The 19942-nt window shown below is 69.0% G+C and carries 15 protein-coding genes; all 15 read right to left on the minus strand.

Annotated features, from left to right (window positions below; genetic code table 11):
• Nucleotides 1–11: 11 nt before the first annotated feature.
• Nucleotides 12–320, minus strand: a complete 309-nt coding sequence (gene rpsJ / locus ABZS42_RS23055; RefSeq protein ID WP_018347762.1) for a 30S ribosomal protein S10 — start codon at nucleotides 318–320, stop codon at nucleotides 12–14.
• A 347-nt stretch (nucleotides 321–667) separates the two neighbouring features.
• Nucleotides 668–1861 (minus strand): elongation factor Tu, encoded by a 1194-nt coding sequence (gene tuf / locus ABZS42_RS23060; RefSeq protein WP_355148435.1) that lies wholly within the window; start codon nucleotides 1859–1861, stop codon nucleotides 668–670.
• Nucleotides 1862–2076: 215 nt separating this feature from the next.
• Entirely contained in the window at nucleotides 2077–4173 is a 2097-nt protein-coding gene (gene fusA / locus ABZS42_RS23065; protein WP_355148437.1) for an elongation factor G, read from the minus strand.
• A 76-nt stretch (nucleotides 4174–4249) separates the two neighbouring features.
• Complete coding sequence (rpsG, locus tag ABZS42_RS23070; protein ID WP_076466673.1) at nucleotides 4250–4720, minus strand: 30S ribosomal protein S7; 471 nt, start codon at nucleotides 4718–4720, stop codon at nucleotides 4250–4252.
• 1 nt (nucleotide 4721) lies between these two features.
• The gene (gene rpsL / locus ABZS42_RS23075; RefSeq protein ID WP_007465318.1) at nucleotides 4722–5096 is read right to left on the minus strand and encodes a 30S ribosomal protein S12; all 375 of its coding nucleotides are present in this window, start codon (nucleotides 5094–5096) and stop codon (nucleotides 4722–4724) included.
• Between the two features lie 716 nt (nucleotides 5097–5812).
• Nucleotides 5813–6193: a hypothetical protein gene (locus tag ABZS42_RS23080; RefSeq protein ID WP_355148493.1), complete on the minus strand. Its 381-nt coding sequence runs from the start codon at nucleotides 6191–6193 to the stop codon at nucleotides 5813–5815.
• A gap of 633 nt (nucleotides 6194–6826) precedes the next feature.
• Nucleotides 6827–7195 (minus strand): hypothetical protein, encoded by a 369-nt coding sequence (locus ABZS42_RS23085; RefSeq protein ID WP_355148439.1) that lies wholly within the window; start codon nucleotides 7193–7195, stop codon nucleotides 6827–6829.
• A 379-nt stretch (nucleotides 7196–7574) separates the two neighbouring features.
• Nucleotides 7575–11462: a DNA-directed RNA polymerase subunit beta' gene (locus ABZS42_RS23090; protein ID WP_355148441.1), complete on the minus strand. Its 3888-nt coding sequence runs from the start codon at nucleotides 11460–11462 to the stop codon at nucleotides 7575–7577.
• A gap of 89 nt (nucleotides 11463–11551) precedes the next feature.
• Complete coding sequence (locus ABZS42_RS23095) at nucleotides 11552–14983, minus strand: DNA-directed RNA polymerase subunit beta (protein WP_355148443.1); 3432 nt, start codon at nucleotides 14981–14983, stop codon at nucleotides 11552–11554.
• A gap of 572 nt (nucleotides 14984–15555) precedes the next feature.
• A complete protein-coding gene (rplL, locus tag ABZS42_RS23100) occupies nucleotides 15556–15945 on the minus strand; it encodes a 50S ribosomal protein L7/L12 (RefSeq protein ID WP_355148445.1) in 390 nt (129 codons plus the stop codon).
• A gap of 54 nt (nucleotides 15946–15999) precedes the next feature.
• On the minus strand, nucleotides 16000–16545 hold the full coding sequence (gene rplJ, locus ABZS42_RS23105; RefSeq protein WP_355148447.1) for a 50S ribosomal protein L10: 546 nt from the start codon (nucleotides 16543–16545) through the stop codon (nucleotides 16000–16002).
• 418 nt (nucleotides 16546–16963) lie between these two features.
• The gene (locus tag ABZS42_RS23110; RefSeq protein ID WP_355148449.1) at nucleotides 16964–17653 is read right to left on the minus strand and encodes a hypothetical protein; all 690 of its coding nucleotides are present in this window, start codon (nucleotides 17651–17653) and stop codon (nucleotides 16964–16966) included.
• The gene (locus tag ABZS42_RS23115; RefSeq protein WP_355148451.1) at nucleotides 17650–18537 is read right to left on the minus strand and encodes an ATP-binding cassette domain-containing protein; all 888 of its coding nucleotides are present in this window, start codon (nucleotides 18535–18537) and stop codon (nucleotides 17650–17652) included. Before ABZS42_RS23115 ends, ABZS42_RS23110 begins: the two co-directional genes overlap by 4 nt.
• Before the next feature lie 76 nt (nucleotides 18538–18613).
• Nucleotides 18614–19330 (minus strand): 50S ribosomal protein L1, encoded by a 717-nt coding sequence (gene rplA / locus ABZS42_RS23120; RefSeq protein ID WP_355148453.1) that lies wholly within the window; start codon nucleotides 19328–19330, stop codon nucleotides 18614–18616.
• 79 nt (nucleotides 19331–19409) lie between these two features.
• Complete coding sequence (rplK, locus tag ABZS42_RS23125) at nucleotides 19410–19841, minus strand: 50S ribosomal protein L11 (protein WP_355148455.1); 432 nt, start codon at nucleotides 19839–19841, stop codon at nucleotides 19410–19412.
• Nucleotides 19842–19942 lie beyond the last annotated feature (101 nt).

Below are 19942 nucleotides of genomic sequence, written 5' to 3' on the forward strand. Positions count from 1 at the left end.
TTGTCCGGTCCCTACAGCTTGATCTCGATGTCGACGCCAGCCGGCAGGTCGAGGCGCATGAGCGAGTCGACCGTCTTGGGGGTCGGGTCGATGATGTCGATCAGCCGCTTGTGCGTACGCATCTCGAAGTGCTCGCGCGAGTCCTTGTACTTGTGCGGCGAGCGGATGACGCAGTAACGGTTGATCTCAGTTGGCAGCGGCACCGGGCCAGCGACCTGCGCCCCGGTACGCGTCACCGTCTCGACGATCTTCCGAGCCGAGGAGTCGACGACCTCGTGGTCATAGGCCTTGAGCCGGATGCGGATCTTCTGTCCCGCCATGGTGGCTTCTGTTCCTTCTCTCGATGCCGCTGTGTTGCGGGCACCTGTACCGGCTGGTACAGGTCCACTTCGCCGACCCCCGCGGTCGGGCGTGTCGCGCCCTCGGGCCAGGCTCCGCCTCGGGTTCCGGGGCGTTCCGACCATGCGGTGGGTCAAGGCGCCGATCGCGCTATCGCGACCTGAACGCCGTGCGAGGGTGGTTGGCGGTCTGGCCGCCAACCACCCCGCGCTCGACTGTCTCACCGTCCGGAGGTTCAGCTCAGCCGAACACGGACGGCCAACTGCCGTTACGCAACCTGACTAGTATGCCGCACGACCAGCGGGCGGTCTAATCGGGGTTACCTAGTTCACTTGACGATCTTGGTGACGAACCCGGCGCCGACGGTGCGGCCACCCTCGCGGATCGCGAACTTGAGGTTCTCCTCCATGGCGATGGGCTGGATCAGCTTCACCGCCATGGTGGTGTTGTCACCCGGCATGACCATCTCGGTGCCCTCGGGGAGCGTAACGACACCGGTGACGTCCGTGGTCCGGAAGTAGAACTGCGGACGGTAGTTCTGGAAGAACGGGGTGTGCCGGCCACCCTCCTCCTTGGAGAGGATGTAGACGGTCGCCTCGAACTCCGTGTGCGGGGTCGTCGTGCCCGGCTTGATGACCACCATGCCGCGCTCGACGTCCTCGCGCTTGATGCCACGCAGCAGCAGACCGACGTTCTCACCCGCGCGGGCCTCGTCGAGCAGCTTGCGGAACATCTCGATGCCGGTGACGACCGTCTTCGTCGACTTCTCGCGAATACCGACGATCTCCACCTCCTCGTTCGGCTTGAGCACGCCACGCTCGGCGCGGCCGGTGACGACGGTGCCACGACCGGTGATCGTGAAGACGTCCTCGATCGGCATCAGGAACGGCTTCTCGGTCTCGCGCTCCGGCTGCGGGATCGCGGTGTCGACCGCGGTCATCAGGTCCAGCAGCTTCTGGGTCCACTCGGGGTCGCCCTCGAGGGCCTTCAGCGCCGAGACCCGGACGACCGGCAGGTCGTCACCCGGGTACTCCTGCGAGGAGAGCAGCTCGCGAACCTCGAGCTCGACGAGCTCCAGGAGCTCCTCGTCGTCGACCATGTCGCTCTTGTTGAGCGCCACGACGATGTAGGGCACGCCGACCTGGCGGGCCAGCAGCACGTGCTCGCGGGTCTGCGGCATCGGGCCGTCGGTCGCCGCGACCACCAGGATCGCGCCGTCCATCTGCGCGGCACCGGTGATCATGTTCTTGATGTAGTCGGCGTGACCGGGGCAGTCGACGTGCGCGTAGTGCCGCGCCTCGGTCTGGTACTCGACGTGCGCGATCGAGATCGTGATGCCGCGGGCCTTCTCCTCCGGCGCCTTGTCGATCTCGTCGAACGGCGTGTACGGGTTCAGGTCCGGGTACTGGTCGTGCAGGACCTTGGTGATGGCCGCCGTCAGCGTCGTCTTACCGTGGTCGATGTGACCAATGGTGCCGATGTTGACGTGCGGCTTAGTCCGCTCGAACTTCGCCTTCGCCACTGGTGTCCTCCTGTGGACTGTTTGGTTCGTACGCCCGGCGCGCCGTTCGGCGCTTAGGACTCTGTCGACAGCCTTTCCGGCCTTCCGGCCGGAGAGCTTTTCGTGGGTTCTGCGGCGATGAAGCCTACAGGCCCGGTCTCACGCAACTCGACGTGGTGGTCGCGGGCGGGGAGAACCCTCCCGCGACCACTCACGGTCATCAGCTCAGGTGAGCGTCACTCACCCGTCGCCTTGGCGATGATCTCCTTGGCCACGTTGGTCGGAACCTCGGCGTAGGAGTCGAACTGCATGCTGTAGCTAGCCCGGCCCTGGGTCTTCGACCGCAGGTCGCCGACGTAGCCGAACATCTCCGACAACGGCACCAGGGCGCGGACGACGCGGGCACCGCCGCGCTCCTCCATCGCCTGGATGATGCCGCGGCGGGAGTTGAGGTCGCCGATGACGTCACCCATGTTCTCCTCAGGAGTGGTGACTTCAACGGCCATCATCGGCTCGAGCAGCGCCGGGTCGGCCTTGCGAGCCGCCTCCTTCAGCGCCATCGAACCAGCGATCTTGAACGCCATCTCGGACGAGTCGACCTCGTGGTACTGACCGTCCACCAGGGTCAGCTTGACACCCACCAGCGGGAAGCCGGCGAGAATGCCGTACTGCATCGCGTCCTGGGCACCCGCGTCCACCGAGGGGATGAACTCCCGGGGGACGCGGCCACCGGTGACGGCGTTCGCGAACTCGTAGGTCGGCGAGTCGTTGTCCAGCGGCAGCGGCTCCAGGCTGATGATGACCCGAGCGTACTGGCCGGAGCCACCGGTCTGCTTCTTGTGGGTGTACTCGACCTTCTCCACCGTACGGCGGATGGTCTCGCGGTACGCCACCTGCGGCTTACCGATGTTGGCCTCGACGTTGAACTCGCGGCGCATCCGGTCGACCAGGATGTCCAGGTGCAGCTCACCCATGCCGGAGATGACCGTCTGACCGGTCTCCTCGTCCAGCTTGACGCGGAAGGTCGGGTCCTCCTCGGCCAGCCGCTGGATGGCGGTGCTGAGCTTCTCCTGGTCGGCCTTGGTCTTCGGCTCGATGGCGACCTCGATGACCGGCTCCGGGAAGGTCATCGACTCGAGGATGACCGGGTTCGCCGGCTCGGAAAGGGTGTCACCGGTGGTGGTCTGCTTCAGACCCTGGACCGCGATGATGTCGCCAGCCTTGGCGGAGCTGCGCTCCTCCCGCTTGTTGGCGTGCATCTGGTAGATCTTGCCGATCCGCTCCTTGCGGTCCTTCGTGGAGTTGATCACCTGAGCGCCCGACTCGACCACACCGGAGTAGACCCGGACGTAGGTCAGCTTGCCGAGGTGCTTGTCGGTCTGGATCTTGAACGCCAGCGCGGAGAACGGCTCCGAGGTGGAGGGCTTCCGCTGCAGCGGGGTCTCACCGTCGGTCGCGGTGCCCTCGATCGCCGGAACGTCCAGCGGCGACGGCAGGTAGTCGACCACGGCGTCCAGCATCGGCTGGATGCCCTTGTTCTTGAACGCCGAGCCGCAGAGCACCGGGTTGGCCTTGCCGGCGATGGTGGCCCGCCGGATGGCGGCCTTGATCGCCTCGACGGAGATCTCCTCGCCCTCCAGGTACCGCTCCATCACCGCGTCGTCGACGTCGGCCAGGGTCTCCATCAGCTTCTCGCGCCACTCGGCCGCGGCGTCGGCCAGCTCGGCCGGGATCTCCTCGACCGCGTAGTCCTCGCCCTTCTTGGTCTCCCCGCGCCAGGTGAGGGCGCGCATGCCGATCAGGTCGACGACGCCGATGTGCTCGGCCTCGGTACCGATCGGGATCTGGAGCACCAGCGGGGTCGCGTTCAGCCGGTCGATCATCATCTGCACGCAGCGGAAGAAGTCGGCACCGGTCCGGTCGAGCTTGTTGACGAAGCACATCCGCGGGACGTTGTACTTGTCCGCCTGACGCCAGACGTTCTCCGTCTGCGGCTCCACGCCGGCGACGCCGTCGTACACGGCGACCGCACCGTCCAGCACCCGCAGCGACCGCTCCACCTCGACCGTGAAGTCGACGTGGCCGGGCGTGTCGATGATCTGGATCGTGTGGCCCTTCCACTCCGCCTTGGTGGCGGCGGAAGTGATGGTGATACCGCGCTCCTGCTCCTGCTCCATCCAGTCCATGACGGCAGCGCCCTCGTGGACCTCACCGATCTTGTACGTGATACCGGTGTAGAACAGGATTCGCTCGGTGGTAGTGGTCTTACCGGCATCGATGTGCGCCATGATGCCGATGTTGCGTACGTTGGCGAGCGCGTCTGCGGCGGCCACTTCAATCCCTACTTATCGTCGTCTCGACTCAACTGGTGGCGGTTCCGGCGCCTGGTGGGCGCCGGAACCTCAGGTGTTACCAGCGGTAGTGCGCGAAGGCCTTGTTGGACTCGGCCATCTTGTGCGTGTCCTCACGCCGCTTGACGGCGGCACCGAGGCCGTTGCTCGCGTCCAGCAGCTCGTTCATCAGCCGCTCGACCATGGTCTTCTCACGACGGGCGCGCGAGTAGGTCACCAGCCAGCGCAGACCGAGGGTGGTCGCACGGGCGGGCCGGACCTCGACCGGAACCTGGTAGGTCGCGCCACCGACACGGCGGCTGCGGACCTCGAGGGTCGGCTTCACGTTGTCCATTGCCCGCTTGAGCGTCACGACGGGGTCGGTGCCGGACTTCTCGCGGCAGCCCTCGAGGGCCGCGTACACGATGCTCTCGGCGAGCTGACGCTTGCCGCGCAGCAGAATCTTGTTCACCAGCTGGGTGACCAGCGGCGAGTTGTACACCGGGTCAGCGACCAGCGGCCGCCGCGGAGCGGGTCCCTTACGCGGCATGTCAGCTCTTCTCCTTCTTCGCGCCGTAACGGCTACGCGCCTGCTTACGGTTACGAACGCCCTGGGTGTCCAGCGAGCCGCGGACGATCTTGTAACGCACGCCGGGGAGGTCCTTCACACGACCGCCACGGACGAGCACGATCGAGTGCTCCTGGAGGTTGTGCCCGACGCCCGGGATGTAGGCGGTCACCTCGATCTGGCTGCTGAGCTTGACACGAGCGACCTTGCGCAGCGCCGAGTTCGGCTTCTTCGGGGTGGTGGTGTACACGCGGGTGCACACGCCGCGCCGCTGGGGGGACCCCTTCAGCGCAGGGGTCTTCGTCTTGGTCGTCTTGGCCTGGCGGCCCTTTCGGACCAACTGCTGAATGGTGGGCACCGGGTTTCTCCGCTCCCTTCGGCCGCTGCGAGGCGACCGCGCCGTCTGCTCGTTAGCCGGCCTGATGGACGGCTCTCCTACCTTCCAACCGGGGCCACCTGACGGGGTCCCAGCACCCGCGGTCGGGCGTGTCGCCCGGGTCGCGGTCCCGGCGTCCGGCGCTCGCGCGCTACCGGGTCTGTCCACCGGCACGCGATTCGCCCCGAGCCGGCTCTTTGGCTTGTTCCGTGCCATCGCTCGATCTCCGGAACACCGGCCCCAGCGCACGCACGAGTTGCCCGGGCTGGCCCGGGCACAAGAGGAAAGGGTACCTACCACAGTCGCCCAGGTCAAAACGGAGTGGTCCGCCGAACCACGCCACCGCGGCCGTCGGGGTCCGTCCCGCCTGCGCACCCCTGATGGGCACCTTAACGAACACAAGTGTACCGGCTCCCCAGGCGTACGGCCCGTCAGCCCCGTGAGCCCGCCACCACCCCACCGTCACCGGTCATCACGATCCGGACAGCCGCGCCGCGCCTGGCACGGCCGGAACATCCGGTCGGCTTCCCCCGCCGCTCACCCGGCGCCGACGCACCCCCGCCCGGATCGGCACGGCGCGAGCGGTGACACGGGTCACCCGCGGTACGGACGAGAAGTACGCCTCGGTCGGGTCCGGTTCCCCCGCCCTCACCGGTGCCGTTCCCGGCCCCGCCGGGCAGCCGACCTCCCGCCGGTGGTCAGCTCAGCGAGAGCAGCAGCGCCAGCCCCAGCCCGATCAGGGAGAGCACCAGTCCGGCCCCGCCACAGCTGACCCCGGACACGGCCAGCCCCCGGCCGGTGAACCGGACGGCCGGCGGCGGCAGCGGCCGGCGGATCTGCCGCAGCGCCAGCATCCCGGCGGCGATCGCACCGGCCCCGGTGAGTACGCCGAGCAGGGCGAACGCACCGGCCGCCCAGACGCCCGTCCAGCTGCCCCCGGTCGCGCCGAAGCAGATGACCAGGACCGACACGAGAATCGAGGCGATGCCCGCCACCAGCGCGCCGACCGCCAGCCCGGAGGTGACCGGCGGTACCTGCAGGTGCACCACCCCGAACGGGGTGCCGGCCACCGGCTCCACCCGCTTCGGCGCCAGCGGCTGGGCGTCGCTGGGCGGCGGCACACGCGGAACCGGTGGAGCACCCCAGCTCGGCGCTCCCGGCGCAGCCCCGCTCGGCCCTCCCGGCGCTCCCCACGGGCCGGGCCCGGCAGGTGTCGGCGCACCCCAAGCGGCGGGACCGGGCGGGACGCCCGGGCCAGGCGAAACCGGCGCGCCCCACTGGGGCAGCCCTTGACCGGGCGCAGGCGCACCCCATCCGGGCGGCCCGGACGGCCCACCCTGACCTGGCGAAGCAGGCGCACCCCAACCGGACGGCTCGCCCTGACCCGGCGCACCCCAGCCGGGTGGCGCGGGCTGACCCGGTGACGCGGGCGCACCCCAACCGGGCTGCGCGGCCGGCCGACCCGAGGCCCAGGGGGACGTGGCGGGAGTCTGCGGCGAGGCGGCCGACGGTGCCCCGGATCCAGCGTGCCCGGACGCATCGGCGTCCTCCGGGAGGTCGGACGGCCGCAGGTGGTCATCCGACGGGGGCCGCGCCGGTTCCGTCACGAGTGCCTCCTCCTTGACTTCGGCCGCCACCGACGCGACGGACAGGAGCCAGGCTACCGCCGGGGCTGGTGCCGACCGCGCCCGAGCGCGGACCCCTCCCCCGGATCAGTCGACGTTCGACGGGTAGTCGTGCCCGATCGGCGCGTGGGCCAGCCGGACCACCGCGATCACCACCAGTGCCACCAGGGCGACCGCTGCGAGCAGCAGCCCGGTCCAGGCCAACCGCTCCCCCCGCCGCAGCCACATGGCACCGGTGAGGAAACCACCCGAGGCGTACGCCTCACGGCGCGCCTGCCGGGAGAGTTGCAGCGCCACGGTGGCCGGCACGACCCCGCCGATGAAGAGGCCGGTCAGCGCGGCGATCAGTCCGAGCGCGAACACCGCCCGGGTCTTCGTGGCGCGGACCGGCTCAGGGTCGAGCGGATGGCGCGGCTCCTGCTGGGCGACGGGCGCCTGCCCCGGCGCGGTGGTCATGGTCCCCATCATGCCCCGGTTGGTCCGGCACCGTGACCTCAGCCGCCGGCCCGGTAGTTACGGCCCGGCCCGGACGCCGCTAGGTTCCCACCGGCGGGAGCCGCCGCGTACCCGGTCGAGCGCCGGGGACGACCGGGGCCAGTCCGGGTCCTCCGGCCGGGCGGGGGCGGACCAACCAGGCCGGGTCAGCCGCCGGGGCCGGGATCGGCCTCGTTCCCCACCGACCTCCTCCACGAAGCCGTAGCAGGCGAAGGTGGAAGGAACAGGTCGTCGAGCCCTCCCCGATCAGCTCGCCGGCCTGGGTGGCGGTCAGGGGCCCGGCGCCACCAGAAACGACGAGGCCCCCGGCGGATGCCGGGGGCCTCGTCGTGCGTGCTGTTTAGCGGTACGACCCGAAGTCGAAGTCGTCCAGCGGCACGGCCTGCCCGCTGGCCGGCCCGAATCCGTAGTCGGTCTCCGGGTAGCCGGTCATCGAGTAGACCTTGGCCTTCGCCTCCTCGGTCGGCTCGACCCGGACGTTGCGGTACTTGCTGATGCCCGTACCGGCCGGGATGAGCTTACCGATGATCACGTTCTCCTTGAGGCCGATCAGCGAGTCGCTGCGGGCGTGGATCGCCGCGTCCGTCAGCACCCGGGTGGTCTCCTGGAAGGAGGCCGCCGACAGCCAGGAGTCAGTGGCCAGCGAGGCCTTGGTGATACCCATCAGCACCGGACGACCCGCGGCGGGCTCGCCGCCCTCGGAGACGAGTCGGCGGTTCTCCGACTCGAAGAGCGCCCGGTCGACCAGCACACCCGGCAGGAACTCGGTCGAGCCGGAGTCGATGACCGTCACCCGCTTGAGCATCTGGCGGATGATGATCTCGATGTGCTTGTCGTGGATGAGCACACCCTGCGAGCGGTAGACCTCCTGGACCTCCTGGGTCAGGTGGACCTGGACCGCGCGCGGGCCGAGGATGCGCAGCAGCTCGTGCGGATCGATGGTGCCCTCGGTGAGCTTCTCGCCGACCTCGACGTGGTCACCGTCGTGGGCCCGCAGCTTCACCCGCTTCGAGATCTTGTCGTACACGATCTCGTCGCTGCCGTCGTCCGGGATCACGATGATCTTCCGCGACCGCTCGCCGTCCTCGATCCGGACCCGGCCCGGGGTGTCGGCGATGGGCGCCTTACCCTTCGGGACCCGAGCCTCGAAGATCTCCTGGACACGTGGCAGACCCTGGGTGATGTCCTCACCCGCGACACCACCGGTGTGGAAGGTACGCATCGTCAGCTGCGTACCCGGCTCACCGATGGACTGGGCGGCGATGATGCCGACCGCCTCACCGATGTCGACCGACTTGCCGGTCGGCAGCGAACGGCCGTAGCAGGCCGCGCACACGCCCAGCTTCGACTCACAGGTGAGCACGCTGCGCACCCGGACGGTCTCCACCCCGGCCGCGACGATCTTGTCGACGCCGATGGAGTTGATGTCCTGACCCCGCTCGGCGACGACGGTGCCGTCCGGCCCCTTGATGTCGTCGGCGAGGGTCCGGGCGTGCACGCTGGTCTCAGCGTGCGTGTGCACGACCAGCTTCCCGTCGATCCGCTCGCCGATCTGCATCGGGATGGCCCGGTCAGTGCCGCAGTCCTCCTCGCGGATGATGACGTCCTGCGACACGTCCACCAGACGACGGGTCAGGTAACCCGAGTCGGCGGTACGCAGCGCGGTGTCGGCGAGACCCTTACGGGCACCGTGCGTGGAGATGAAGTACTCCAGCACGGAGAGACCCTCCCGGTACGACGCCTTGATGGGCCGCGGGATGATCTCACCCTTCGGGTTGGCCACCAGACCACGGATCGCCGCGATCTGCCGGAGCTGGAGCAGGTTACCGCGAGCACCCGAGTTGATCATCTTCCACAGCGGGTTCTCCTGCGGCAGCGCGGTGTCCATCTCCTTGGCGACCTCGTTGGTCGCCTTGGTCCAGATCTCGATGAGCTCGCCGCGACGCTCCTCGGCGGTCATCAGACCACGCTGGTACTGCTTGTCGATCCGGTCGGCTTCCTTCTCGTACCGCTCCAGGATCTCCGCCTTGCGCGGCGGAGCGATGACGTCCTCCATGCCGATCGTCACGCCGGACCAGGTGGCCCAGTGGAAACCGGCCTCCTTGAGCCCGTCCAGGGTGGCCGCGAGGGCCACCTTCGGGAAGCGCTCGGCGAGGTCGTTGACGATCGCGGAGAGCTGACCCTTGCGGATCTCGTAGTTCACGAAGCGGTAGCCCGGGGGCAGCGTCTCGTTGAACAGGACCCGGCCGAGCGTGGTCTCCACGGTCACGGTCTCGCCCTCGGACCAGCCCTCGGGCGCCACCCACGGCTCGGCGCCGGCGCCGTTGTCGACCCCGACGATGCCCCGCAGCCGGATCTTCACCGGAGCCTGCAGGTGCAGCTCGCCGTTGTCGTACGCCATCCGCGCCTCGGCGTCCGAGCTGAACGCCCGGCCCGCACCCTTCTCATCGGTGGTGAGGTGGGTGAGGTGGTAGAGGCCGATGACCATGTCCTGGGTGGGCATGGTGACCGGCTTGCCGTCGGCCGGCTTGAGGATGTTGTTCGACGACAGCATGAGGATCCGCGCCTCGGCCTGGGCCTCGGCGGACAGCGGCACGTGGACCGCCATCTGGTCACCGTCGAAGTCGGCGTTGAACGCGGTGCAGACCAGCGGGTGGATCTGGATGGCCTTGCCCTCGACCAGCTGCGGCTCGAATGCCTGGATGCCCAGCCGGTGCAGGGTGGGCGCCCGGTTGAGCAGCACCGGGTGCTCGCCGATGACCTCTTCCAGCACGTCCCACACGACCGGGCGCTGGCGCTCGACCATCCGCTTGGCGGACTTGATGTTCTGCGCGTGGTTGAGGTCCACCAGCCGCTTCATCACGAACGGCTTGAACAGCTCCAGGGCCATCTGCTTGGGCAGACCGCACTGGTGCAGCTTGAGCTTCGGGCCGACCACGATGACCGAACGGCCGGAGTAGTCGACGCGCTTGCCCAGCAGGTTCTGGCGGAACCGGCCCTGCTTGCCCTTGAGCATGTCGGACAGCGACTTCAGCGGACGGTTACCCGGGCCGGTGACCGGCCGGCCGCGGCGGCCGTTGTCGAACAGCGCGTCGACGGCCTCCTGTAGCATCCGCTTCTCGTTGTTGACGATGATCTCGGGCGCGCCGAGGTCGATCAGCCGCTTGAGGCGGTTGTTCCGGTTGATCACCCGGCGGTACAGGTCGTTCAGGTCGGAGGTCGCGAAGCGGCCACCGTCCAGCTGCACCATCGGACGCAGGTCCGGCGGGATGACCGGAACGCAGTCCAGCACCATGCCGAGCGGCGAGTTGCGGGTGTTCAGGAACGCCGAAACGACCTTGAGCCGCTTGAGCGCCCGGATCTTCCGCTGGCCCTTGCCGGTACGGATGGTCTCGCGGAGGCTCTCCGCCTCGGCGTCGAGGTCCATGTTCTGCACCAGGGCCTTGATCGCCTCGGCGCCCATGGCACCCGTGAAGTACTCGCCGAACCGGTCCCGCAGCTCGCGGTAGAGCAGCTCGTCGGTGACCAGCTGCTTCGGCTCGAGCTTGCGGAAGGTGTCCAGCACCTCGTCGAGGCGGTCGATCTCGCGCTGGGCCCGGTCGCGGATCTGGCGCATCTCGCGCTCTCCGCCCTCCTTGACCTTGCGCCGGACGTCCGCCTTGGCACCCTCGGCCTCCAGCTCGGCCAGGTCGGCCTCGAGCTTGGCGGCCCGCTTCTCGATCTCCGAGTCACGGCTGTTCTCGGACTGCCGCTTCTCGGCCAGGATCTCGTTCTCGATCGTCGAGAGGTCGCGGTGACGCGACTCGGTGTCCACGCTCGTCACGACGTACGAGGCGAAGTAGATGATCTTCTCGAGGTCCTTGGGGGCGAGGTCCAGCAGGTAGCCCAGCCGGCTCGGCACGCCCTTGAAGTACCAGATGTGGGTGACCGGAGCGGCCAGCTCGATGTGGCCCATCCGCTCACGGCGGACCTTGGACCGGGTCACCTCGACGCCGCAGCGCTCGCAGATGATGCCCTTGAACCGGACCCGCTTGTACTTACCGCAGTAGCACTCCCAGTCCCGCTGCGGACCGAAGATCTTCTCGCAGAAGAGCCCGTCCTTCTCCGGCTTCAGGGTGCGGTAGTTGATCGTCTCCGGCTTCTTGACCTCGCCGTGCGACCACTGACGGATGTCGTCGGCGGTCGCCAGCCCAATTCGCAACTCGTCGAAAAAGTTGACGTCGAGCACGTTATATATCCCTCACACGTCGCTTGTTGCGCCAGCAGCTCACCGGGGTCGGGTCCCGGGGGCGGTCGCCCGCCCCCGGAACCTCGACGTCACACTTCCTCGACCGAGCTCGGCTCGCGCCGGGACAGGTCGATGCCCAGCTCCTCGGCGGCCCGGAACACCTCGTCGTCGGTCTCGCGCATCTCCAGGGCCACGCCGTCACTCGAGAGCACCTCAACGTTGAGGCAGAGCGACTGCAGCTCCTTGAGCAGCACCTTGAACGACTCCGGGATGCCCGGCTCCGGGATGTTCTCGCCCTTGACGATGGCCTCGTAGACCTTCACCCGGCCGAGAACGTCGTCGGACTTGATCGTCAGCAGCTCCTGCAGGGCGTACGCGGCACCGTAGGCCTGCATTGCCCAGCACTCCATCTCACCGAAGCGCTGGCCACCGAACTGCGCCTTACCACCCAGCGGCTGCTGCGTGATCATCGAGTACGGACCGGTCGACCGAGCGTGGATCTTGTCGTCGACCAGGTGGTTGAGCTTCAGGATGTAGACGTAGCCGACCGCGATCGCGTCCGGGATCGGCTCGCCGGAGCGACCGTCGAAGAGTCGCGCCTTGCCGCTGCGGCCGATCAGCTGCTGGCCGTCCCGGTTGGGCAGGGTCGACTCGAGCAGACCGGAGATCTCCGCCTCGCGGGCACCGTCGAAGACCGGGGTGGCCACGTTGGTGTCCGGCTCGGACTCGTCAGCGCCGATCGACTTGAGCTGCCGCTTCCACTCCTCGTCCTCGCCCTCGACCTTCCAGCCGGTCTTGGCCACCCAGCCGAGGTGCGTCTCCAGCACCTGGCCGATGTTCATCCGGCTCGGCACACCCAGCGGGTTGAGCACGATGTCGACCGGGGTGCCGTCCTCGAGGAACGGCATGTCCTCGATCGGGAGGATCTTGGAGATGACGCCCTTGTTGCCGTGACGGCCGGCGAGCTTGTCGCCGTCCTGGATCTTCCGCTTCTGGGCGACGTAGACCCGGACCAGCTCGTTGACGCCCGGGGGCAGCTCGTCGCCGTCCTCCCGGGAGAAGGTACGCACGCCGATGACCGTGCCGGTCTCACCGTGCGGCACCTTCAGCGAGGTGTCCCGAACCTCACGCGCCTTCTCACCGAAGATCGCGCGAAGCAGCCGCTCCTCCGGGGTCAGCTCGGTCTCACCCTTCGGAGTGACCTTGCCGACCAGGATGTCGCCGGGGACGACCTCGGCGCCGATCCGGATGATGCCGCGCTCGTCGAGGTCGGCGAGCATCTCCTCGCTGACGTTCGGGATGTCGCGGGTGATCTCCTCCGGGCCGAGCTTGGTGTCCCGAGCGTCGACCTCGTGCTCCTCGATGTGGATCGAGGTGAGCACGTCCTGCTGCACGAGGCGCTGCGACAGGATGATCGCGTCCTCGTAGTTGTGGCCCTCCCAGGTCATGAACGCCACGAGCAGGTTGCGCCCGAGCGCCATCTCGCCCTCGTCGGTGCACGGACCGTCGGCGATGACCTGGCCGGCCTCGACGCGGTCGCCCTCGTAGACCACCGGCTTCTGGTTGACGCAGGAGCCGGCGTTGGAACGGCGGAACTTGTGCAGCAGGTACGTCCGGCGGTGGCCGTCGTCCTGGTGGACGGTGATGTAGTCGGCGCAGAGGTCCTCGATCACGCCACCGACCTCGGCGACCACCACGTCACCGGCGTCGACGGCGGCCCGGTACTCCATGCCCGTACCGACCAGCGGCGACTCGGCCTTGACCAGCGGCACCGCCTGGCGCTGCATGTTCGCGCCCATGAGCGCGCGGTTGGCGTCGTCGTGCTCGAGGAACGGGATCATCGCCGTCGCGACCGAGACCATCTGCCGCGGCGAGACGTCCATGTAGTCCACGGCCCCGGGCGCGACGTCCTCGGTCTCGCCGCCCTTACGGCGGACCAGGACGCGGTCCTCGGCGAAGGAACCGTCGGCCTTCAGCGGCGCGTTGGCCTGCGCCTTGACGTACCGGTCCTCCTCGTCCGCGGTCAGGTAGTCGACCTGGTCGGTGACCCGACCGTCGACGACCTTCCGGTACGGCGTCTCGATGAAGCCGAACGGGTTGACCCGGGCGAAGGTGGCGAGCGCGCCGATCAGACCGATGTTCGGGCCTTCCGGCGTCTCGATCGGGCACATCCGGCCGTAGTGGGACGAGTGCACGTCACGGACCTCGAAGCCGGCCCGTTCCCGGGACAGACCACCCGGGCCGAGCGCGCTCAGCCGGCGCCGGTGGGTCAGGCCCGCCAGCGGGTTGGTCTGGTCCATGAACTGGGACAGCTGCGACGTACCGAAGAACTCCTTGATCGCCGCCACCACCGGGCGGATGTTGATCAGGGTCTGCGGCGTGATCGCCTCGACGTCCTGGGTGGTCATCCGCTCGCGGACGACCCGCTCCATGCGGGACAGGCCGACCCGAACCTGGTTCTGGATCAGCTCGCCGACCGTACGCAGCCGCCGGTTGCCGAAGTGGTCGATGTCGTCGGCCTCGTAGCCGTCCTCAGCGGCGTGCAGCCGGCAGAGGTACTCCACGGTGGCGACGATGTCGTCCTCGGTCAGCGTGCCGGTGGTGATCGGCACGTCGATCTCGAGCTTCTTGTTGAACTTGTACCGACCGACCTTGGCCAGGTCGTACCGCTTCGGGTTGAAGAAGAGGTTGTCGAGCAGCGTCTGCGCGTTCTCACGCGTCGGCGGCTCGCCAGGGCGGAGCTTGCGGTAGATGTCGAGCAGCGCCTCGTCCTGGCCGGCGATGTGGTCCTTCTCGAGCGTGGTCATCATCAGCTCGGACCAGCCGAACCGCTCACGGATCTGCTCGTTCGACCATCCGATGGCCTTGAGCAGGACCGTGACGGCCTGCCGGCGCTTACGGTCGATACGGACGCCGACCGTGTCGCGCTTGTCGATGTCGAACTCCAGCCAGGCACCCCGACTCGGGATGACCTTGACGCTGGAGAGGTCGCGGTCGGAGGTCTTGTCCGGCTGCTTGTCGAAGTACACGCCCGGGGACCGGACGAGCTGGCTCACCACGACACGCTCGGTGCCGTTGATGATGAAGGTGCCCTTCGGCGTCATCATCGGGAAGTCACCCATGAACACCGTCTGGCTCTTGATCTCGCCAGTGGTGTTGTTGGTGAACTCCGCCGTCACGAAGAGCGGGGCGCAGTAGGTGAGGTCCTTCTCCTTGCACTCCTCGATCGAGGCCTTGACCTCGTCGAACCGCGGAGCGGAGAAGGAGAGCGACATGGTGCCGGAGAAGTCCTCAATGGGACTGATCTCGTCGAGGATCTCCGCGAGACCCGAGCGTGCGTGCGGGTCGTCCGACGACCGGCCCTGCCAAGCCTCGTTGCCGACCAGCCAGTCGAAGGACTCGGTCTGGATGGCGAGGAGGTTGGGGACCTCGAGGTGTTCGGTGATCCTGCCGAACGAAACTCGGCGGGGAGCGAATGCGCTCGACGTACGACTGGTCTTCGCAGGGCGGGAAGCTGCCAAGATGCGTCCTTCCGAGGACCGGTGCTGCAGAACGGCTGATACGCGTGCACTCCAATGACCCCACCAGAAATATCCGCAAACGGACATTTCCGAGCAGGGGTCAAGTCGGAAGGCAGCGCAAACTAGCAGTGTAGCCGAGAGGCTAACCGCTGTCCAGCCCACTCCGGCAGGTCATTGCGGAACGTGCTCCGGGCCCCCGGAAAACCGGGTGAACCGGGCCGCTCGGAACGCAATGTCCCTGCCGAGCCGCTCGGGTGCCGCGGCCGATGAGGCTGCCGCTTCGTTACCCGACTGGTGGCCGTCGCAAGCGCGGAAGGTCTTGCTGGTGTCAGCGTGCCTGGCGGCCCGGGGCCACGTCAAGGGGCCGCCCTCCGGCTCGCCGTGTCTTTCCCGCCGGCCCACCGGGCAGCCCGCCACCACCAGCCCACGCCGTACGGATGGACGCCCTGCTCAACCCGCTGTTGGCGGGGCGACCAACGCGGCGGGCGGCGACCCGTTGTCGGATCGCCGCCCGCCGTGGCGCAACATGTGCCCCGGCTCACGTGAGCCGGCCGCGCGAGGTGGTGCTCAGGTCACTTGAGGGTGACCTTGGCGCCCTCACCCTCGAGCTTGGCCTTGGCCTTGTCGGCGGTCTCCTTGTTGACCTTCTCCAGGACCGGCTTCGGCGCGCCCTCGACCAGGTCCTTGGCCTCCTTGAGGCCCAGGCCGGTCAGCTCACGCACGACCTTGATGACCTGGATCTTCTTGCCACCGTCGGCGTCGAGGATGACGTCGAACTCGTCCTTCTCCGGCTCGGCCTCGGCGGCAGCGCCGCCCTGGGCCGGCCCACCCGCGGCCACCGCGACCGGAGCGGCGGCGGTGACCTCGAAGGTCTCCTCGAACTGCTTCACGAACTCGGAGAGCTCGATCAGCGTCATCTCCTTGAACGCGTCAAGCAGCTCGTCGGTGCTGAGCTTCGCCATGTCTGGCGTCCTTTCTGAAAGTGAAAACTAAGAACGTGGGTGCGCCGGGTGGCCTCAGGCCGCCTCGGCGCCTTCCTTCTCGCGCTTGTCCTGCAGGGCAGCGGCCAGACGCGCGGTCTGGGCGAGCGGGGCCTGGAACAGGGCCGCGGCCTTGCTCAAGTTGCCCTTCATCGCGCCAGCCAGCTTCGCCAGCAGCACCTCACGGGACTCCAGGTCGGCGAGCTTCGTGACCTCGGCCGCGGAAATGGCCTTGCCCTCGAAGACGCCGCCCTTGATGACGAGCTTCGGATTGGCCTTCGCGAAATCGCGAAGGCCCTTCGCCGCCTCGACGACGTCGCCCGAAACGAAAGTCAGCGCGGTAGGACCGGTGAACAGCTCATCGAGCCCGGAGATCCCCGCGTCGGCCGCGGCACGCTTGGCCAGCGTGTTCTTCGCGACCGTGTAGCTGGTCTCCTTGCCGAGCGAGCGCCGCAGCTGGGTGAGCTGGGAAACCGTCAGACCGCGGTACTCGGTCAGCACCGTGGCACCCGCGGCGCGGAAGCTCTCGGTCAGCTCGGCGACGGCCGTGGCCTTGTCGGCCCGGATCGGCTTGTCCGCCATGTCCCTCCTCTCTCGTTACTCGAGGCTGGTCGCCGTCGGGAGCAGGTGCTCACGACGGCGGCTCAGGAAACGCGACAACGAGAAAAGCCCCGGCGCAGGGCGCACGGGGCGAGGGCTGGCGAACGCTGGCACGGTCGGCGGGCCGTGCTGCACTGCCGGTTTTCGCTTGCCGCCCTACGCGGGTCGCCCGTCATCGCGGGACCTTCGACCGTGCCGAGGCACGGTGACCAGCGGTCTCTGGGTGGAACTTCGTCGCAAGGTTACGCGACACGTGGCGCGAGCAGCAAATCACCCGGCGCTTGTGTGCCAGGTCACGTCCGCGGCCGACGGCCGACGGCCGACGGGCGACGGGCGACGGGCGACGGGCGACCCGAACACGCCGACACCGTCCCGGCCGGCGCCCGCGCACCGCCCCGATTCAGGCCCGCGACCGGCGCCACCACAGGTAGCCGGCCAGAGCCACCGCGCTCCAGGCGGCCGCCCAGCAGGTGAGCAGCGCGACCGTCAGCGCCCCGACCGCACCGGTCGTGGCCCGGGCGGTGGCCATGATCGGCGGCATCAGCCAGGGCGCCGCCGAGCCGCTCAGGCCGAGCACGACCGCGCCGACCCCGCCGAGGGCCAGCACCGCGGCGCCGTACCCGGCGCTGCCCGTACAGGCCCGGCTGGCCAACGCGCCGAGCAGCACCGCCGGAGGCAGGGCCAGCAGATGCGCCCAGATCCCCAGGGCGACACCGAGACCCACGGACCGGCCGCCCGGCTCGACCACGGTGGTGACCCCGCCGACCAGCCACGGGAAGGCCAGGGCGACGACGACCGTGCCGAGCCCGGCCACGACGGCGGCGAGCAACCCGGCCAACCGCTCCCGCGGCATCCCGACCACCACCTGCGCGAGGCGACGCTGCCCGTCCGGCTCCACGTCCAGCAGCAGCTTGGTCTGCCACGCCAGCACCGGGAAAAGGACCACCGCCGAGACGCCGTACGCCTCCGCCGGCTGGGCCCGGCCGCCGCCGTAGAGGATGCCGAGGGCCACGAGACCGGCGAGCAGCGGCGCCACCGCTCGCCCGGTACGCAGGAAGCCGGCCAGCCGGAGCCGGATCAGCGCGGTCATCGGGCGACCTGCCCATCCGGGTCGGCCGACCCCGCGGGGGCGGCGATCGACTCTGGCTCGGCGGCGTCCGGCCGCCCCGGCCCGGACGACGACACGCCCTCGGTAATCCCGAACTGATCTGCCACCCCGGGCGGGTGCCCTGCGCCGGAACGAACGTCGGGACGTACGCCGCGCACCTGATGGCCCTCGGCACGCAGCCGGGCGACGGTGCCGGCGACCCGCGCGGCGGGCACCGCGATCTCGACCACCGCGTACGCCTGGTTCCCGGTCGGGGCCTGCTCGCTCACCACTGCGTCGGCGACCAACCATCGGCGTGCGCCGGGCAGCCGGACGGTCTCCCCGCGGTGGTCGCTGACCAGCACCGATCCCCCACCGGCCAGCACCTCGTCGATCAGCTCGGGGACCAGTTCGCGGGAGGCTGCGTCCAGCCCTTCCCAGGGCTCGTCGAGCACTAGCAGCCCCGGCCGGCGGAGCATGGCCTGAGCCAGGCCGACCTTCTGGGCCGTCCCCTTCGACAGTTCGGGCAGCCGGACGTGGCGGAACCGGGTGAGACCGAGACGCGCGATCCACTCGTCCACCGCGCGGCCCGCCTCGGCCTTCGTCAGGCCGGCCATGGCGCCCATCGCAGTCAGGTAGTGCTCGACGTGGAACGGCTGGTCGGCGGGGAAACGTTCCGGAACCCAGCCCACTCGGGCCGGACGCTCGACGACCCGCCCCCGTCCCGGACGCAGGACGCCGGCCGCCACCTGGAGGAGGGTCGACTTGCCGACCCCGTTGCGGCCCTGCACGACCGCCGCCTCCCCCGCACCGACGGCCACGTCCGCGCCCCGCAACACCCATGGCCCCCGCCGGTGGTACCGGAGCCAGACGTTCTCCAGTCGCATGTCGACGAGCCTGCCACATCGGGAACGCGAAGGGGCGCCGCCACATCCGTGGCGACGCCCCTTACGGTCGGCGGACTCAGGCCTCGGCCGAGCCCTCCTGGAGGTTCTTCACCACGTTCGGGTCGACCGGGACACCCGGGCCCATCGTGGTGGTGAGGACGACCTTCCTGAGGTACTTGCCCTTGGCCGCGGACGGCTTGGCCCGCAGCACCTCGTCCAGCACCGCCGCGTAGTTGTCGACCAGCTGCGTCTCGCTGAACGAGGCCTTGCCGATGATCAGGTGCAGGTTCGAGTGCTTGTCCACCCGGAAGGTGATCTTGCCGCCCTTGATGTCCTGGACCGCCTTGGTGACGTCCATCGTCACCGTGCCGGTCTTCGGGTTCGGCATGAGGCCGCGCGGGCCCAGGATCCGCGCGATCCGACCGATCTTGGCCATCTGGTCCGGCGTGGCGATCGCCGCGTCGAAGTCGAGCCAGCCCTCCTGAATGCGGGCGACCAGCTCGTCGGTGCCCACCTCGTCGGCACCCGCCGCGGCGGCCTCCTCGGCCTTCGCGCCGGCAGCGAAGACGATCACGCGGGCGGTCTTACCGGTGCCGTGCGGCAGGTTGACCGTGCCACGGACCATCTGGTCCGCCTTGCGGGGGTCGACGCCGAGGCGCATCGCGACCTCGACCGTGGCGTCGAACTTGACGTTGGTGGTGTCCTTGGCCAGCTTCACGGCCTCGGCGGGGGTGTAGAGCTTCGACCGGTCGATGACCTCGGCGGCCTTGCGGTAGCTCTTGCTGCGCTGCATGTTCTGGTTACTCCTGTGGTCTCTGGCGGGCCGCTTCCGCGCGCCCTCCCACGATCCGTACGGGTCGGTGCTGGCGAAATCAGTCGCCGACGGTGATGCCCATGGAGCGGGCGGTACCGGCGATGATCCGCTCGGCGTGGTCGAGGTCGTTCGCGTTGAGGTCGGCCATCTTCCGCTCGGCGATCTCACGCACCTGGGCGCGGCTGACCGACCCGACCTTCTGCGTGTGCGGGACGCCCGAGCCCTTCTGCACACCGGCGGCCTTGATCAGCAGCCGGGCGGCGGGCGGGGTCTTCAGCACGAAGGTGAAGGACCGGTCCTCGTACACGCTGATCTCGGCGGGGACGATGTCGCCCCGCTGCGACTCGGTCTGCGCGTTGTAGGACTTGCAGAACTCCATGATGTTCACGCCGTGCTGACCGAGCGCGGGGCCGACCGGCGGCGCCGGGGTGGCCTGGCCCGCCGGCAGCTGAAGCGTGAACGTCTTGACGAGCTTCTTCTTCGGAGGCATGTCTCTTCCTGGGGCTTGAACCGGATTGGTGCTCATCGGCACCGCCCTGCGGGCGCGCACGGTCAGCGCGGCGCGAGGCAGCGACGTTCAAGGGTAGCGCA

It is taken from the genome of Micromonospora sp. NPDC005367 (assembly GCF_040606825.1).
Lineage (GTDB): Bacteria > Actinomycetota > Actinomycetes > Mycobacteriales > Micromonosporaceae > Micromonospora.

Bases quoted from the DNA above. Each gene is read 5' to 3' on its own strand.
- rpsJ (WP_018347762.1), bottom strand. From the start codon at position 320: ATGGCGGGACAGAAGATCCGCATCCGGCTCAAGGCCTATGACCACGAG.
- rpsG (WP_076466673.1), bottom strand. From the start codon at position 4,720: ATGCCGCGTAAGGGACCCGCTCCGCGGCGGCCGCTGGTCGCTGACCCG.
- ABZS42_RS23085 (WP_355148439.1), bottom strand. From the start codon at position 7,195: ATGACCACCGCGCCGGGGCAGGCGCCCGTCGCCCAGCAGGAGCCGCGC.
- rplL (WP_355148445.1), bottom strand. From the start codon at position 15,945: ATGGCGAAGCTCAGCACCGACGAGCTGCTTGACGCGTTCAAGGAGATG.
- rplJ (WP_355148447.1), bottom strand. From the start codon at position 16,545: ATGGCGGACAAGCCGATCCGGGCCGACAAGGCCACGGCCGTCGCCGAG.
- ABZS42_RS23110 (WP_355148449.1), bottom strand. From the start codon at position 17,653: ATGACCGCGCTGATCCGGCTCCGGCTGGCCGGCTTCCTGCGTACCGGG.
- ABZS42_RS23115 (WP_355148451.1), bottom strand. From the start codon at position 18,537: ATGCGACTGGAGAACGTCTGGCTCCGGTACCACCGGCGGGGGCCATGG.
- rplA (WP_355148453.1), bottom strand. From the start codon at position 19,330: ATGCAGCGCAGCAAGAGCTACCGCAAGGCCGCCGAGGTCATCGACCGG.
- rplK (WP_355148455.1), bottom strand. From the start codon at position 19,841: ATGCCTCCGAAGAAGAAGCTCGTCAAGACGTTCACGCTTCAGCTGCCG.